General features: G+C 65.8%; 15 protein-coding genes. 4 read left to right on the top strand and 11 right to left on the bottom strand.

Annotation, left to right across the window (positions count from 1 at the left end; all coding sequences use genetic code 11):
• The first annotated feature begins 36 nt into the window (after positions 1 to 36).
• Positions 37 to 1,188 (top strand): TlpA disulfide reductase family protein, encoded by a 1,152-nt coding sequence (locus tag PX52LOC_RS12955; protein ID WP_168218971.1) that lies wholly within the window; start codon positions 37 to 39, stop codon positions 1,186 to 1,188.
• A 54-nt stretch (positions 1,189 to 1,242) separates the two neighbouring features.
• Here PX52LOC_RS12955 and PX52LOC_RS12950 read toward each other — a convergent pair whose 3' ends face one another.
• The 7 genes from PX52LOC_RS12950 to PX52LOC_RS12920 all read right to left on the bottom strand — a co-directional run bounded on the left by PX52LOC_RS12950 (position 1,243) and on the right by PX52LOC_RS12920 (position 9,201).
• On the bottom strand, positions 1,243 to 2,052 hold the full coding sequence (locus PX52LOC_RS12950) for a hypothetical protein (RefSeq protein WP_149110490.1): 810 nt from the start codon (positions 2,050 to 2,052) through the stop codon (positions 1,243 to 1,245).
• A gap of 12 nt (positions 2,053 to 2,064) precedes the next feature.
• The gene (locus tag PX52LOC_RS12945; RefSeq protein ID WP_149110489.1) at positions 2,065 to 2,850 is read right to left on the bottom strand and encodes a hypothetical protein; all 786 of its coding nucleotides are present in this window, start codon (positions 2,848 to 2,850) and stop codon (positions 2,065 to 2,067) included.
• A gap of 424 nt (positions 2,851 to 3,274) precedes the next feature.
• Positions 3,275 to 4,546 (bottom strand): Glu/Leu/Phe/Val family dehydrogenase, encoded by a 1,272-nt coding sequence (locus tag PX52LOC_RS12940; protein ID WP_218575345.1) that lies wholly within the window; start codon positions 4,544 to 4,546, stop codon positions 3,275 to 3,277.
• A gap of 110 nt (positions 4,547 to 4,656) precedes the next feature.
• Positions 4,657 to 5,532 (bottom strand): alpha/beta hydrolase, encoded by an 876-nt coding sequence (locus PX52LOC_RS12935; protein ID WP_149110488.1) that lies wholly within the window; start codon positions 5,530 to 5,532, stop codon positions 4,657 to 4,659.
• A gap of 69 nt (positions 5,533 to 5,601) precedes the next feature.
• A complete protein-coding gene (locus PX52LOC_RS12930) occupies positions 5,602 to 6,147 on the bottom strand; it encodes a DUF2721 domain-containing protein (protein ID WP_149110487.1) in 546 nt (181 codons plus the stop codon).
• A 220-nt stretch (positions 6,148 to 6,367) separates the two neighbouring features.
• A complete protein-coding gene (locus tag PX52LOC_RS12925) occupies positions 6,368 to 7,399 on the bottom strand; it encodes an aldo/keto reductase (protein ID WP_149110486.1) in 1,032 nt (343 codons plus the stop codon).
• Positions 7,400 to 7,470: 71 nt separating this feature from the next.
• Positions 7,471 to 9,201 carry a sigma-70 family RNA polymerase sigma factor gene (locus tag PX52LOC_RS12920; protein WP_149110485.1) on the bottom strand — a complete coding sequence of 577 codons (1,731 nt, stop codon included), beginning with the start codon at positions 9,199 to 9,201 and terminating at the stop codon, positions 7,471 to 7,473.
• Between the two features lie 105 nt (positions 9,202 to 9,306).
• Between PX52LOC_RS12920 and PX52LOC_RS42480 the strand changes: the two genes are divergently transcribed.
• The gene (locus PX52LOC_RS42480) at positions 9,307 to 9,960 is read left to right on the top strand and encodes a hypothetical protein (RefSeq protein ID WP_246173716.1); all 654 of its coding nucleotides are present in this window, start codon (positions 9,307 to 9,309) and stop codon (positions 9,958 to 9,960) included.
• A gap of 237 nt (positions 9,961 to 10,197) precedes the next feature.
• On the opposite strand, the gene PX52LOC_RS12910 is transcribed toward PX52LOC_RS42480, so the two are convergent.
• The gene (locus PX52LOC_RS12910; protein WP_246173715.1) at positions 10,198 to 11,529 is read right to left on the bottom strand and encodes an outer membrane protein assembly factor BamB family protein; all 1,332 of its coding nucleotides are present in this window, start codon (positions 11,527 to 11,529) and stop codon (positions 10,198 to 10,200) included.
• 76 nt (positions 11,530 to 11,605) lie between these two features.
• On the opposite strand from PX52LOC_RS12910, the gene PX52LOC_RS12905 reads away from it, so the two are divergent.
• On the top strand, positions 11,606 to 13,165 hold the full coding sequence (locus tag PX52LOC_RS12905) for a serine/threonine-protein kinase (protein ID WP_149110484.1): 1,560 nt from the start codon (positions 11,606 to 11,608) through the stop codon (positions 13,163 to 13,165).
• A 124-nt stretch (positions 13,166 to 13,289) separates the two neighbouring features.
• Positions 13,290 to 14,099: a ferritin-like domain-containing protein gene (locus PX52LOC_RS12900; RefSeq protein ID WP_218575344.1), complete on the top strand. Its 810-nt coding sequence runs from the start codon at positions 13,290 to 13,292 to the stop codon at positions 14,097 to 14,099.
• Here the strand turns inward: PX52LOC_RS12900 and PX52LOC_RS12895 are convergent.
• The 3 genes from PX52LOC_RS12895 to PX52LOC_RS12885 form a co-directional block, all read right to left on the bottom strand.
• The gene (locus PX52LOC_RS12895) at positions 14,096 to 14,653 is read right to left on the bottom strand and encodes a 3'-5' exoribonuclease domain-containing protein (protein ID WP_149110483.1); all 558 of its coding nucleotides are present in this window, start codon (positions 14,651 to 14,653) and stop codon (positions 14,096 to 14,098) included. The genes PX52LOC_RS12900 and PX52LOC_RS12895 overlap by 4 nt on opposite strands.
• A 16-nt stretch (positions 14,654 to 14,669) precedes the next feature.
• Positions 14,670 to 15,317, bottom strand: a complete 648-nt coding sequence (locus PX52LOC_RS12890; protein ID WP_149110482.1) for a 3-keto-disaccharide hydrolase — start codon at positions 15,315 to 15,317, stop codon at positions 14,670 to 14,672.
• Positions 15,318 to 15,449: 132 nt separating this feature from the next.
• The gene (locus PX52LOC_RS12885) at positions 15,450 to 16,268 is read right to left on the bottom strand and encodes a hypothetical protein (RefSeq protein WP_149110481.1); all 819 of its coding nucleotides are present in this window, start codon (positions 16,266 to 16,268) and stop codon (positions 15,450 to 15,452) included.
• Positions 16,269 to 16,291 lie beyond the last annotated feature (23 nt).

Below are 16,291 nucleotides of genomic sequence, written 5' to 3'. Positions count from 1 at the left end.
CGCCCGCCAAGACCTCCCCTTTCCTCAGGAACATTCATGCGCATCTTCCCTCACGCCCTCCTCGGGCTTTTCGTGGCGGCTATCGGCTGCACGGCCGAAGAGAAAAAAGACACTGCCGAGAAAAAAGCCGAGAAGCCGAAACTCGGGATCGGCGACCCGACCCCGGCGATCGTCTCGGCCACCTGGGCGAAGGGACCGGAAACGAAGATCGAGAAGGGGAAGGTCTACGTCGTCGAGTTCTGGGCCACCTGGTGCGGGCCGTGCATCAAGTCGATGCCGCACCTGACCAGCCTCCTCGAAGAGTACAAGGGCCAGGGGCTGAACGTCATCGCCGTCACCACCAAGGACGAGAACGGCAACACCCAGGAGGCCGTCCAGGAGTTCCTCAAGAAGCGCGGCACGCGGTTCCCCTTCCCGTTCGCGTTCTGCACGACCGACGCCACGAACGCCGCGTTCATGGACGCTTCCGGCACCGACGGCATCCCGGCGTCGTTCGTCGTCGATCAGGACGGCAAGATCGCGTTCATCGGCCACCCGTCGGAACTCGACGACGTGCTGCCGCGAATCTTTAGCGGGAAGTGGCAGGGCCAGAAGAGCATCGACGAAATTCAGAAAGAGAAAGACGATCTGGACGCGATTCTGAACCGCGTCCAGACGGCGGCCGAGAAGGCCGAGAAGGACAACACGGGCAAGGGGCAGGAGGTCGTCACGCAACTCGTGGCCGACGCGGCAGCGGCGGCGGCGGCCGACGTGCTGAAGGCGTTCCCGGCTTACGAAAAGCAGTACCCGATCCGGGCGACTCAGCCGGTCTTCACGGCCGTCAAGTTGGCCGTCTCGCTACAAGCCCGCAAGTTCGACGAAGCCGGCCCCCTCTCGGATTCCCTCATCAAGCAGGCGGTCGAGAAGAAGGACGTGCAGACCCTGAGCCGCATCCGTAACTTCTGGCTGGCGAAAGCCCTCAACCCCGAGCGCAAGTCGGTCGGTTACGCCGTGAAGGCGGCGGACGAGATCGTGAAGATCGAAGGGGAGGAAGACATCGCCGTTTTACTCGGGGCGGCCGAGGCCCACTACGCGGCCGGCGACAAAGACAAGGGCAAGCAGTACGGCGACAAGGCCCTGCAGCTGGCCGGCACGGACAAGCGGGCGAAGGATTCGATCGAGAAGGCTCTGACCGGGTTCCAAAAGTAACGACGGGCGAATGCGTTCGACAAGCCGGGGCACGAGCGGCCCCGGCTTTTGCGTTTACCGCTCGCGGGACACGACGATCTCCACGCTCCGCACGCCGGTCCGGTTCGCCGGGGCGGCCATCTCGCGCAACTCGGCCAGGATCGTTGTCCGCAGCACGTCCTCGATTTCCGCCAGCGCTCGGGCCGCGGGCATGCCGTCCATCACGCGGTGGTCGAAGTGCAGCCGCACGTCGAGCGAGCCGTCCTCGGCGAGCAGGCCGTAGTTTAGCGTGGCCGTCACCGGCGAGATGAGGTTGATGCACGTCGCCCCGGTGGACGCCGTTGTGCTGATGGCGAACGTGCCGAACTGCCGGGTGCGGTGCCGACCGGCGACTTGCGAGGCGTACCACCAGCAGAACCGGCGGACCGGCCGCGGCCACCACATGAGCCGCAGCAGTCGCTTGAAGTCCCGGACCTGTTCCACCGGCGTCGTCCGCCAGTGGTCAATAATCTCTTGCAGGCGAGTCAGCGTTTGCTGATCGGGCAGGCGGAACTGGCCGAAAAAGACGGCCGGCTCACCGTGGAACTCCCGTTCGACGGACACGGTGCCGATGCTGTCTTCCGTCTCGTAGAAGTGAGGCCACGGCCACGGCATGTACGACCGCCGCAGTTCCGCCCGCCGCTTCGCCACGATGCCGAACGCCTTCGCGAAGACGGCCACCCACGACGGCGGGTTCGGGATGCCGTTCCGGGCCGCGACCAGTTCGGCCAACTGCATGCGCGTTTCGATGGTGATGATCGGAATGGTGTGGCACGTCCGCATCAGCTCGGCGATCACTCGCCGGGGCTGCGAAACCGAAATCCAGCGGCCACGAACGCGACGCATGTCAGCGAATTCTCATTCCGTTCGAGTTGGAGGGGCCATCGTTTGCAGTTCGGCGACGATTTCCGTCCGCAGCACCCGCTCGACTTCCGCCAGTGCCTTCGCGGCCGGGACGCCGTCGTAGACGCGGTGGTCGAAGTCGAGCCGCACGTCCAGGTGCCCGGACTCGTCAAACGGCCCCAAACTTAATGTATTCGTCAGCAGCGACGCCATCCCAACCGTCGTGGCCCCGGCGACCGCTACCGAACTGATGCCAAACGTGCCGAAGTTCTGGGCCTTGATCCGCCCCGACTGGTACAGGGCGTGGACCCACAACGCCCGCCGGACCAACTTCGGCAGTTTCGTAATACGAATCGTCCGGTGGAGTGGCTCTAACGATTCCAGCGGCTTTGTCTTAAATTCGTGCAGCCGGCCCGCAAGTTCGGCCAGGGGTGTTTCGTGCGGATTGCGGAACAGGGCGAACAACACCATCGGCTCGCCGGCGTATTCTCGTTCGACGGCGATGGCGGCGACGCTCTGATCGCACTCGTAGAAGTGCGTCCAGGGGAAGGTCATGAACGCCCGCCGCAACTCCGGCCGGTCGGCCGCCACGCGGGCAAACGCTTTCGCGAACAGTAGCACCCAGTTCGGCGACGGCGTGACCGCCTTGCGGGCGGCAACGACCGGCCCCAGGTCCATCCGCCGCGACACGGCCACGAGCGGCATCTTCCGCGCGAAGTGAATGAAGTCCGCGAGGAACGCCCGCGGCACCGACAGGCCGCGCGACCGGCCCGTACACTCGAACGAGGGCGGGAAGAACATGGGGGGCGACCCCTGGGGGGGGGGAAGACAGAGGAAGAAACTAAAAGGGGTTAGGAAGGCGTTCCACCACCGACTTATCGGGCAGGTGCAAGGTACTTTTTCTCAGTTCTGCAGGCTGCCAGCCTTGAGACAATCCTGCCAGGATCAGCTTTCGGATTATCGCCGGTGTGACGGCATGCGGTTCCGTCCGGCCCGTATAGTGGCCTGGCGCAACTTCCGTCCAATTTGTGGGCTTCTGAAACGCACACCACAACCGCTGGCCGGCCGGCTCGACCTGTTGCACGCAAACGTACAGGCTCCTACCGTCGAAGCGATCTTCCGCGACGTGGTAACGATAGTGGACTCCGTCCACGGTGATAAGCCGTGACCACTTTTTCCGCATCCCCATCGAGCTGTGCCTCCAATCGAGCAGCCATCCGTTCCGTTACGGGAATAGCCCCCGCCGCTGCTTCTCCAGTGCCACCTTGTTCACCCCGAGGGCGAGTGCGGCCATCCGCATCGGCAGGTTGCGTTCCTTCGCGAGTTTGCGGACGCGGTGGAAGGCGGCCAACATCAGTTCGCGGAGCTTCTCGTTGACCTGCCGCTCGCTCCACATCAGTTGTTGGATGTCCTGCACCCACTCGAAGTACGACACCGTCACGCCGCCGGCGTTGCACAGCACGTCCGGGATGATGAACACGCCGGCCGCTTCCAGGATCGCGTCGGCCTCCGGCGTCGTCGGGCCGTTCGCCCCTTCCGCCAGGATGCGACACTTTAAGTTCGCGGCGTTGTCCTTCGTGATCTGCCGTTCCATCGCGGCCGGCACCAGCACCGTGCAGGGCGTGGTCAGGAGTTCGGCGTCCGGGATCGCCTCCGCGCCGGGGAAGCCGACGATCGACTTCTTCGGGTCGGCGTTCGCGTACCGGGCGAGGGCCGCCACGTCGATGCCGGTCATGTTGCGGATCGAGCCGTAGCGGTCGCCGACGGCGAGGATTTTCGTGCCGTGCTTGGCCAACTCGTCGCACGTGACCGACCCGACGTTGCCGAACCCCTGCACGACGGCCGTCGACTCGTGTGGCGTCAGGTTGAGTTCGCTCAGCGCCTCGCGAATGCAGTACACCACGCCGCGGCCGGTCGCCTCGCGACGGCCGACGCACCCGCCGAGTTCAACCGGCTTGCCGGTGACGATCTCCGGGCAGGCGTAGCCGACCTTCATGCTGTACGTGTCGTAAATCCACGCCATCGTCTGGTCGTCGGTGCCCATGTCGGGGGCCATCACGTCGATCCGCGGGCCGATGATCGACAGCACCTCTTCGGTGAACCGGCGGGTGAGGCGTTCCTTCTCACCTGTGCTCATGGTGACGGGGTCGCAGGCGATGCCGCCCTTCGCACCGCCGTAAGGCAGGTTCATGATGCCGCACTTCCAACTCATCCACATCGCGAGGGCCGCGACTTCGCCGAGGTCCACCTGCGGGGCGTACCGGAGGCCGCCCTTGCTCGCGCCGCTGGTGAGAGAGTGCTGCACGCGATAGCCGATGAAGTTCCGCGTCTCGCCGGTGTCCATGCGGATCGGGACCGCGCACACCAGTGACCGCTTCGGCAGCATCAAGCGGCTCTCGATCCCCTCTTCGAGGTCGATCACCTTCGCGACGTCCCGGAGTTGCTGGCAGGCCATCCGGTAGGTGGCGCTGGATTCGAACAGGTTCTTTTCCGACATCGAGGAGACTCCAAAATGACGGCGGCGAGCGGCCCGGCGTAAGCGAGCCGTGTTTGCGAGGGCATCACGAGACACGGCCCGCTTACGCCGGGCCGCTCGCCAAGATCAAGTTACTTCTTCTCCAACAACTTCTGGGCCGCCATCCAGTCGATGAGGCAGTCCGGCCAGCCGGCGACGGACGGCTCCGGCTTGATCCGCCACTTCGTTGGGTCTTTGGCGTCCTTCCAGCCGGTCCCGAGGCCGAGGCCGTGAACGCCCTTCGCGTACATATGGAGTTCACACGGCACCTTCGCCTTCTTACACGCCTGCACGAACAGCAGCGCGTTCTCCGGCAGCACGGCCGTGTCTTCGCTCGTGTGGAAGATGAACGTCGGCGGCGTCTTCGCCGTTACCTGCTTGTCGTTCGAATAGTACTCCAACAGCTTCGCATCCGGCTTGTCGCCGAGGAGGTTCTTGACCGAACCGCCGTGCGTCACCTTCGGGTCGGTCGAGATCACCGGGTACGACAGCACCAGGAAGTCCGGGCGGCAACTGACGCGGTCGATCTCGTCACCGTCGGTCTTGTCGTCGAAGTGCGTGCCGGCCGTGCTGGCGAGGTGGCCGCCGGCGGAGAAGCCCCAGATGCCGATGCGTGCGGGGTCGATGCCGAAGTCCTTCGCCTTGAAGCGGACGGTGCGGATGGCCCGCTGCGCGTCTTCGAGCGGGGCCGAGAGCAGCGGACCGGGGCGGTCCGGCTGGGCGATGCGGTACTGGAGAACGAACGCGGTGACGCCGTGCTTGTTCAAGAACAGGGCCGCGTCCCGCCCCTCGTGCTCGTCGGCGAGGAAGCCGTAGCCGCCGCCGGGGCAAATGACACAGGCCGCGCCGTTGGCCGTCGCCTTCGGGGCCGGGTAGACGGTGACGTTCGGCTTGTCCCACTTGCTGTCGCCGACCGCGTGCGGGGCTTTGCCCGCCCACAGGGCGAGGACCAACATCATTGCCGCCATGCGAACACTCCGAGAGGAAGAGGATGGAGTGAAGATATGCACCGGGAGAATTCGCGTCCCCCGCCCGGCTCAGAGTTCCGTTTCGGCGTCCGTGTACGACCGCCGCGGCAGGTCAGCCGAACCGGGTCGCCCGGCGATGCCCTGCCCCAACCGCACGGCCCGGTCGTTCAGCACGCCGATGGCGATGCGGGTTTCTAGGGCCAGCATGAGGGCCCCGTGCGCCATCGAGACGACGGCCACGCCCAGGATGATAACGGCGGCGACGGCCAGGGCTTGCGCCACGCCGGCCGGGACGAAGGTCGAGAGGATCGCTCCCAACAGGGCCAGCATCGTCGTCGTGGCGAACCCACTGAGCGCCACGTAGAACGCCCCCAGTGCCCGTGTGAGCATGACCATCCGCCGCTGGTACGACGTGAGTTCCTTGAGCCGCCCCTCGGCGTATAGCGTCTGGAGAACTTCCTGCCGCTCCAACTCAGTGGTGATGTCGCGGGTCTGATCGACGGCCCGCGCGAGGCGGTTACTCGTGCTGAGGGTGAGGATCGAGGAAGCGTTCGTCAGCACGGCCGGGGCCACGATGAACGAGAAGGCGATGAACGGGTTCGAGTCCAAGTCCATGAGTCGGGTTCTCGCGGCGAGCGCGGAGAGGACCGGACTAACGTATCACCCGTAACGGCGGAAAAGTAGGTCGGCCCGATCGCCGTTCAAGAGCAAGATTGCAGAATCAACGGCGAGCGGCCCGGCGTGAGCGGGCCGTGTCTGGATTTTCGCAGACACGGCCCGCTCACGCCGGGCCGCTCGCCGTTGCAAAGGTTTGGTGGCCTCTACAAGAGGCGGATTACACCGGGGCCGGGTTGCGCTCCTCGAACCCACGCTGGTGCCAGTACGGGTACGCGAGCGTCGTCGCGCTGGCCGCGTCGAGCTTCGCCACCTGCGCCGGTGTGAGGTTCCAGCCGACGGCCCCGAGGTTCTGCTTCAGTTGCTCTTCGTTGCGAGCGCCGACGATCACCGTCGCCACGGTCGGCCGTTGGAGCAGCCAGTTCAGCGCGATCTGAGGAAGCGTCTTGCCCGTTTCCTTCGCCACTTCGTCCAAAGCGTCCACCACCTTGTAGACGTACTCGTCGGCCAGCGGCGGCCCCTTGTCGTTGGAGAGTTGGCTGTTCAGGCGGCTCTCCTTCGGCAGCGGTTGCCCGCGGCGGACCTTGCCTGTTAGCCGGCCCCAGCCGAGCGGGCTCCACACGACCGCCCCGACTTTTTGGTCCAACCCAAGCGGCATCAGTTCCCACTCGTAATCGCGGCCGACGAGGCTGTAGTAGGCTTGGTGGGCGACGTACCGCGGCAGATTGTACTTCTCGGCGACGGCCAGCGACTTCATCAGGTGCCAGCCGGAGAAGTTCGAACAGCCGACGTAGCGGACCTTGCCCTGCCGGACGAGCACGTCGAAGGTGTTCAGCACTTCCTCGATCGGCGTGACGGCGTCGAAGCCGTGGAGTTGGTAGAGGTCGATGTAGTCGGTGCCGAGCCGCTTGAGGCTGCCCTCGACCGATCGCGTGAGGTGGTGGCGGGATGAGCCGACGTCGTTGGTGTCTTTGCCGAAGCGGAACGTGCCCTTCGTGGAGATGAGCAGCTTGTCGCGACGACCCTTGATCGCTTGGCCGAGAATCTCCTCGGCCTTGCCGTCGGAGTAGATGTCGGCCGTGTCGAACATATTCAGGCCGGCATCGAGGCAGATGTCGATGAGCCGGCTCGCCTCGGCCACGTCGCTGCTGCCCCATGCCTTGAAGAACTCGTTCGCCCCGCCGAAGGTGCCGGTGCCGAGACTCAGCACCGGCACTTTGAGACCGGAATGGCCCAGTTGTCGAAATTCCACGATGAACCCTCGCGTGACGGATGTCGCACGAGGGCGTTATACCGAGCCGAGAGCGGCCGTCTTACGCCGAGTTAGGGCTTCGACGGTGTGGCCGGTACGAAGGCCGGGGGAATCGTCTCGGGGGCCGCTTCCCGGTTCGTCCGCTTGAACCGCTCGACCTCCATCTCTCTTCGCATTTGGTCTTGCTTCGCTTGGTCGGCATTAATCCTCTCGGCGGCGGCTTGCTCCAGTTGGCGAACCTGTTTCTCGACCGCCTTCAACCCGTCATCGCTCGCCCTCACCAGCAGCGAGTTACTTCCTTCGTCGGCGATGACGGCCGTTACGTCATCGCCGAACTGTTGGATGGCGACGAGTTCCTTGAGCACCTTCGCCATCTGCACACTGTTCGCCGTCTTGAGTGAGATCGTGTGAAGCTTCAGCACTTTGATCGGGGGAGCACCGGGGGGCGAAGTCTGGACAAAGGGTGACGGAGCCACCGGTTTCGCGACCGGCGTGGGAGGGGGAATTTTCGGCTCGGGTGTCGGAAACGGCGTGTTGGAGGGCGTTGCCCCGCGGCTGCCACCGGGGGCAGCATCTGGCGTCGTGCCGAACGACAGCACTCGCAACCGCTTGAAGACGGCCAGGTGGCTCGTCACGCCGCTGCCGGGGAATTGGCGGTGTTCGAGGGCTGCCAGTTCCCAACTCTGATCGCCTTCCGCGGCCAGAGCCTTCTTCAACTCGTCGACGCTCATCGCGGACACGTCCACGAACTTGTAGTCCCACGGCCGCCGGACCGGACCGTTGGTGATGCCGCCCGTCATCCCGCCGGCCATCGGCTGCGGAGTCGGTGCGGCCTTCGGCGCGACGGGCGTGTAGCCGGGGTTGGGGGCCACGCCCACAGGTGGCGTGGCCGGCGCCGGCGGCGCGGGTGGTGCGCCAGGGGCAACCGGAGGCGTGAGGCCGCCCGGCGGTGCCGATTGTGCGTCGGCGTTCGCGAAGAAGTTGGCCCCGAGGCCAGTCGCCAACCCGCCGGCGATGAGGACCGCCGCGGCCAGGAATTTCACCTTCGTGATGGTCATGTCGAGTACCCCTTGAGAGAGTTGAAGGACCGACGCGGGAACCGTGGCCGTCGCGGATGCGAACGGCAGGACCGCGTCGAGGAGTTTCGTCGGAACGATCGCTTGCCCGGTGGTCGCCCCCAATCCGAGGGCACCGAGTGCCGCGGCCGGTGCGAGGCCACGGCGGGTCAGGCGGTCGAGGAGCCGTTGCTTCGCCTTCGAGAGTCGGCCGGTCAGCGTGCCGGGCTTCCACCCGAGTTGGGCGGCCGCATCCGGTTGGCGAACGCCTTCGAGGCAGCAGACGACGAAGGCGGTGCGCTCGCCGTCGGGGAGGCGGTTCACCTCTTCGTGGACGGCGGCCAGCACCTCGTCCCACCGCGAATCGGCGACCGGCCGCACCGCCTCGCCGACCGCAGCTTTCTTCTCGCGGAGGTTCCGCCGGGCGGCGGTTCGCCGCAGTTTGTGGGCCACGCGAACGGCAACGCCGTGCAGCCACGCGCCCAGGGCTTCCGGCTTGCGGACCGCCTTCGCCCCGCGGACGAGGGCCAGGAACGTGGCCTGGAACGCATCGTCGGCGTCGGCTGCGTTCGGCAGCAGGTTCCGGCAAACGCCCCACACCATCGGCCCGTGCCGACGCACGAGGACCGCGAACGCGGCCTCATCGCGATTCGCCGTGAACCGGGCCAGCAACTCCGCATCCGCCGCGGTGTCGCTCACGGCGGCGGTGAAGTGTCGGCACAGCGTCGAGAGTCGGGAACCGGCCACCGTTCGCCTCCGCAATTGCTTCTCACGAGTATGTTCCCGACGGCCGGAGATTCCTACGGGAATTTCGATCTGCTTGTGTATGATCGCGAAAAGCGAGGGCGAACGATGACGGAAACGGAGTGGCAGGTGTGTGCAGATCCAACGTATATGATGAGATACCTTCGGAAGTACCAGCCGAGCGAACGAAAATCGCGACTCTTCGCCATTGTCTGCTGTCACCGTATTGAACACCGGTTTCCACCGGATGATCGCTGCCGGTCGGCCTTGGATACCTGTGAACGTTACGTGGAAGGACTAACGGGGTCGGACGAACTTGCCGCCGCCTATCATGCTGCCGATCAAGCCTTCACGGAGTTTGATGACCAAAACGGATGGGAAACCTCTGCCTCGGCCGTCTCATCGGCGTGTTCTGCCAAGGACATTGCCGTCTTCGCCGAGTCGGCCGCACGGGAAGCGGCCTTATTAGTTTGGCCTCGAATCCAACGACAACTGGAGTACCGCTGGCAAAGCCAGGTTCTCCGCTGTCTGTTCGGGAATCCCTTCCACGCCTCGACGATAGAGTCTTCCTGGCTCACGTCCACTGCCATCGCCCTCGCCGAAGGCATCTACGCCGACAAAGCCTTCGACAGGCTGCCGATCCTGGCCGACGCGCTGCAAGATACCGGGTGCGAGAACGCGGACATCCTGACCCACCTTCGGGGCGACGGCCCGCACGTCCGGGGGTGCTGGGCGCTGGACTTGGTGTTGGGGAAGGAGTAGTCGATTGGTTTTCGGCCCTGAAGGGGTCGTTCTGTCAGCCCAGGCCGAAGGCCTGGGTTCCCGCCGCCCCACGGACCCCGCCCTGAAAGGGCGGTTCATTCAAGGATGCCGACATGAACGGCCCCTTCAGGGCCGAACATGCGGGTTGGTCCCGTACCCAGGCCTCCGCTTCGCTCCGACCTGGGCTGACTGAACGACCCCTTCAGGGCCGAAAACAGAAGATACGATACGGTCGCCTTACTTCTCCTCGATCGCGTACAGGTGCTTCTCGCCGCGGAGGTATAGCGTCTTGCCCACCGCCACTGGCGAGGCGTCGGTCTTGTCGTCGAGCTTGTTCGTCGCCAGGACCTCCGGCTTGTCGCCAGCCGACAGAACGGCCGTGGTGCCATCGCGGTCCACGAAGTACAGGCGGCCGGCTGCCGCCAACGGCGATGCGTAGAAACTGCCCACCCGCTGCAACCGCTCCCGCTCTTGCAGCGGCTTGCCGGTCTTCGCGTCCAGCACCGTCAGCAGTTGCGTGTTCGCTTCGGTGAAGTAGAGCCGGCCGTCGAAGAGCAACGGCGACGGCACGTAGGGCGTGCCCTTCGCGTACCGCCACTTCACGCCGTCCTTCGCCACCTCGCCGCGGCTGTCCAACGGTACGGCCACGGCCATCGCCCCGCGGTAGCCGCTCACGATGTACGCCACGCCGTCGGCCGCCAACGGCGACGGGATCGCGTTCACGGTCATGCCACTGACTTCCCACAGCACCTTGCCGTCGACGAGATTGTAGGCTCGCGCGCGGTTTGTGCCGTTGACGAGGACCTGCGTCGTGCCACCGTGTTCGACGATCAACGGCGTGTTCCAACTCGTCTTCTCGTCGCGCTTCACTTCCCACTTCGTGTCGCCGGTCGCGGCGTCGAGGGCGATCAGCTTCGAGCCGTCTTCCTGGTCCCAGTTGAGGATCACCGTGTCGCCGTGGACAACCGGCGTGACCGCCTCGCCCCAGCCGAGCCGCGAGTGAATGCGGCCCAGGTCGCGCTTCCAGATTTGTTCGCCCTTCAAGTCGAAGGCGAAGACGCCGAAGGAGCCGAAGGAGACGTAGAGCCGCTTGCCGTCGGTGGCCGGCGACCCGGCGGCGTAGGAGTGCGTCGGGTGGTGCCCCTCGTGCGGCACGGCCTCGGCCGCGGTCTTCTTCCAGAGCGGCTTGCCGGTGGTGCGGTCGAAGCTGAGGACTTCGAAGGAGTAGAAGTTGTGCGGCACTTCGGTCTTCGTCTCGAACCGGCGATCGACCTTCGGCAATTCTTCCGGTTTCGCCTCACGGCCCGGCACAGCCGTCAGAACGAACACCTGATCGCCCCACACGACCGGCGTGGCACTGCCCTTGCCCGGCAGGTCGGCCTTCCACTTGATGTTGGTCTTCTCGTCCCACTTCGTCGGCGGGTTGGCGTCGCTCGCGGCCACGCCGTTCGCGGTGGGGCCGCGCCAACTCGGCCAGTTGTCGGCGGCCGACGCGACCGACGAAAGCGCGAGGGCCAGGATCAGGCATCGGAACATCATTCGCTCCTGCGGTGGGAGGGCTTCAGCCATCGTAGCGATTCATCCGCCCGCGCCGATCGGCCTTCGTACAATCTCCGCATTCGCTCATCTTCTCGCACCCGGTCTCATGGCTGACACCACCCACGAATCGCCGCACGGGTCCACCGACGCTGCCCCGCACGACGGCACGCAACTGTTCCAGCCGGACGTCGGGCCGTCCACGGTGATGCAGACGAGTGAGCAGCTCGCGCTCGCGGCGGCCCTCTCCGCGGGACACCAGACCGTGCCGGGGTACCAAATCCTCGGCGAGATCGGCCGCGGCGGCATGGGCGTCGTCTACAAGGCCAAGCAGATTCAGGCGAACCGCGTCGTGGCCCTCAAGATGATCCTCGGCGGCAGCCACGCCGGGGCGGCCGACCGCGAGCGGTTCCGCACCGAGATCGAGGCGACGGCCCAACTCCAGCACCCCGGCATCGTGCGGGTGTACGAGGTCGGCGAACACCACGGTCTGCCGTTCTTCAGCATGGAGTTCTGCGAGGGCGGCTCGCTGGCGCGAAAGGGCGGCCGGCCGCAATCGCCGAACGCGGCGGCGGCCATCGTCGAACGCATCGCGCGGGCCGTCGAAGCCGCCCACCTGGCCGGGATCGTCCACCGCGACCTGAAGCCGGGCAACATCCTCATGACCGGCGACGGCACGCCGAAGGTCGGCGACTTCGGCCTCGCCAAGCGGCTCGACAGCGTGGACGGCCACACGCACACTGGCGCGGTCATGGGCACGCCGAACTACATGGCCCCGGAGCAAGCCGCCGGTAAGGCGAAGGCCGTCGGCCCGCAGGCGGACGTGTACGCCATCGGCGTCATCCTCTTCGAACTGCTGGCCGGCCGGCAACCGTTCCAGGCCGAGGGCCTGCCGGAGTTGTTGCAGAAGGTCGTCCACAACGAGGCACCGTCGCTGTCGGAGTTCCGCCGGGACGCGCCGCGGGACCTGGAGACGATCTGCCAGAAGTGCCTCGCGAAAGACCCGGCCCACCGCTACCCGACCGCCGGGGCGCTCGCGGACGACCTGCGGCGGTTCCAGTCCGGCGAGTCGATCTCCGCCCGACAACTGAACGTGGTCGAGCGGTTCGCGTGGATGCTGGAAAAGAGCCACTACGACCAGCAGTTCGTGCGGTACGCCGGGTTCTTCCTGTGGCTGGCCCCGGTGTTCTTCCTGCCGGAACTGTACGCCACGTTCGTCCGCTTCCACGGCTGGCCCGTCTGGTGGGTGATGCCCGCCTACGCGATCCGCCCTGTTCTCGGCCTGAGCCTATTCCTGTACTACGGCGACGGCCGCATCTGGCCCGCGAACCCGGCCGAGCAGCACATCCTCTCGGTGTGGGGCAGTTTCGTCGTCGTAGCCGGACTACTATTCGTGAACCTCGGCCTGCGGGAAGGCGGCTCCACCTGGAACGGCCCCGACTTCTACCAGGCGATGGCCGGTGCCTCGACCGTCGCGTTCGTCTCGCTCGGGGCGATGTTCTGGGGCGGCTTCTACCTCGTCGGGCTGGCGTTCCTGCTGCTCATCCCCGTGATGCCGATCGACCCACGGTTCTGCCCGATCGAGTACGGCAGCGTGTGGGCGATGGTGTCGCTGCTCATCGGCTTGCGACTGCGAAAACTGGCGAAGCATCAAGCCGGGCACGTCTGACAAGTTCCCCATCAATCTCGCGAAAGCGACAAACTTTGCATTGCAAAGTCACAGTCACCTCGGTATTCTTTGCGATGCAAAGCAATCTTGCCGATGTTTCACTTCGAACCGTGGAGGCTTTCGCATGAACAGATCGGGTACGATACCGGCGGCCGTGTGGAGTTCGGCGCAGTGGGTGGCGTATTTCCGCGAGAACGCTGCGGCGCACCGGCCGATCCCGTGGGAAAGCGGTACCGGTGCGACGGCCGCGGAGGTGGCGGAGATTGCACCGTCGCTGCGGTCGTGGCAACTCGGCGAAACGTCGGACGGCCGACAACTGCTCGTGGCGGCCCACCGCTACGCCGCCGCGGCCAACGACCCGGACTTCGTCGAAGCGATCCGGCTGTTCATCGGCGAGGAGCAGCGGCACGGGGAACTGCTCGGCCGGTTCCTCGACCTCGCCGGCGTCGGGCGAGCGGCGACGACATGGGGCGACAGCTTCTTCCGGGCGGCTCGGCACGCACTGCCGAGCATGGAAGTGTGGGCGACGCCGGTGGTGATGGTCGAGGTTCACGCGATGGTCTACTACAACGCGATCCGCCGGGCGACGCCGTCGCCGGTGCTGCGGGCAATCTGCGAGCAAATCCTGGCCGACGAAGTGCCGCACATCCGCTTCCAGTGCGAACGCCTCGCGGTGTTGCACCGCCGCCGACTGCGGGTGTTTCGCGGCCTGACGACGGCCTTCCACGAGGCATTCTTCCTCGCGATTACGCTCGCGGTGTGGGCCGGCCATCGGCGGGCACTCCGCGCCGGCGGCTACAACTTCGGCCGCTACTGGAAAGCAGTCTGGGGCAAGATGCGGGCCGCGTGGCGGGCGATGGACGCGAAGGGCTACACGTGGGAAGCGGAGGCTCCGGCGATCCGGTCACGGCGACGGGGCGTGTTGGAGGGTTAACCCTTCGCCCGTCGGCTCTCGGCGAGCATGTTGCAGAACAACTCGCCCTGGCCGAAAGCGTCGTCGAGGGCCTTGTGCGTGTGCGGCCGGTCGGTGAACCACCGCTTCGGCATGTTCCGCTTCGACGCGGCCCGGTACTCGCACCCCAGGACGGCCATCGCGAACGTCTTCACGTCCAACGCCGAGAACGAGAACGGCGATTCGCCGGCGAACCGAATCAAGTACCAGTACACGAACAGGAAGTCGAACCCGGCCGGGTACGCGACGAACACCGGCTTGCCGGGCAACCCCTTCACCCACGCAACGTAGTCGGCCATCGCCGCGGCCGGGTCGCGCAAGTCACGGCGGCACTCGGCCCACGCTTCGGGCTGCGTCTCCCACCACGCCATCGTCTTCGGATCGCCGACGGCGTCGGGGAGGGTGTGCAGGTTGGCCTCGAACGTGGAGACGAGTTTGCCGTCCGGCGTGAAGGCCGCGGAGCCGAAGCTGAGCATCGAGTGCGGCCCCGGAATCGGGCCGTCGGTCTCGACGTCGGTGCTGACGTAGGTTTCCATCGCGTGAGGTCCGTAGTTACGGCAGGTGTTTGACCCGGATGTCCTTGAAGTACCAGACGCTCTTGGCGTCGTGGGCTTGGAGGGCGATGCCCCCGCCGTCGGCCGACAGCAAACGGCCGGCCCGGTCCTTCGGCCGAACCACGCCCGCCGGCTCGGTGTAGTCCACGACTTCCTTGCCGTCGATGGCGACCGTGATTCGCTTGTCCTGGACCCGCACCCGGACGGTGAACCATTTCGTTTCGTCCACCGGCGACGTGTCCCGATCGACGACCGCATACAGACTGCCGGTCTTCCGCTTCTCCTTGGCGGTGCTGTTGAGTTGCACCTCGTACCCTTTATCGAGGTGCCCCTTGGCGTTCGCGGTCACGTCGGTGTGAATGAAAATGCCCGAGTTGGCCTCCGGCTCCGATCGGGCCGTCACCTCCAACTCGAAGTTCTTGAACTTCTCGACCCCCTTCTTGAGATCGCCGACGTAGAAGAGGTGAGCGGCCTTGTTCCCTGACGCCTGGACGCGGATCACGCCGTCCTTGACGGCAAACGAATCCGGGTCGTTGTTGGCCCGCCAGCCGGTCAAGTCTTTGCCGTTGAACAGCGGTTGCCAGTCGTCGGCCCCCGACGCGATCCCGGAGAAGGCAAACCCGATCAAACAGAACGCGAAACGCATTCACTGACCCTCCGGTGTGGAACGATCAAGTTCAATCAAGTTCAGAGGCCTGGCCGCACTGGCGACCAAGGCACTCCCGGAACCAACTCAGCGGCCGGTGTTCGGTGCAACGTCTGGTTTGGCGTGCCTTGCTCAGCCGATCTCAGGCCCGCGTGTGAACCGACCGTCCGGGCGGACGTAGACGCGGATGCCGTATCCGCACACCAGTCCGTGGTCTGCGTAGTCGAGGAACCCATCCTCACCCGGCTCGAACCGTATCACCTCCAGTGACAGCTTGTCGCGGAACTCCTCTTGAGTGCGGACCTCCTCCCGGTCCGGCGGGTCGCAGTACTCGTTGTACCACCAGTCCCACATCTCCGCCGCGATGTGCGAGCGGACGGCAAAATCGTTCCCGCGGACCCACTGTACGGTCTGCCGGATGCGGGACAGTTCATCGGGCCGGATCGACTCCCAGGGTGCATCCGGGACCACCACCCCGGCAACCGAGTGATTCTCGACCGGTCCGGCCTCGAACTCCCAGAACCCGTTATCGTCATCGGACGACGGGTGCCAAGTAATCACTCCGAGTACCGGGTCTTCGGCCCGCCCCAAGGCCAGCACCGCGGGTATCTCGCCCGCCGTGACGACCGCCTGCGGGGCAGTCGTTTCGTGCCCGGTCGTGACGGTCAGTTTGGCCCCGCTCGCCAGTGCCCTCTCCAGAGACTCCCGGCCAGGGCCACCGCCCGCGGACTTCACCCCCGGCTCCCGGAGGGCCGCACTCCCGTCGGCGTAGACCAGCAACGCCGGCTGGCCGTCTGGCCCGAGCGTCATCGGTTGGGGAGGCCCCTCCTTCTGCGTGCGTATTGGGGTCCAGATCATCGACATGACGAGGCCGCGGAGGAAGGCATCCCGATTAGCTTGGGTCGGTGCGACAGCCAGACGCTCCACCAACTCTTTCAGCACCTTGCTCACGCGCCCCTCTGCCTCCACCGCCG

Source organism: Limnoglobus roseus (assembly GCF_008254045.1).
In the GTDB taxonomy this organism is placed as follows: Bacteria; Planctomycetota; Planctomycetia; order Gemmatales; family Gemmataceae; genus Limnoglobus; species Limnoglobus roseus.
This window is presented reverse-complemented; position numbering and strand designations above follow the sequence as displayed.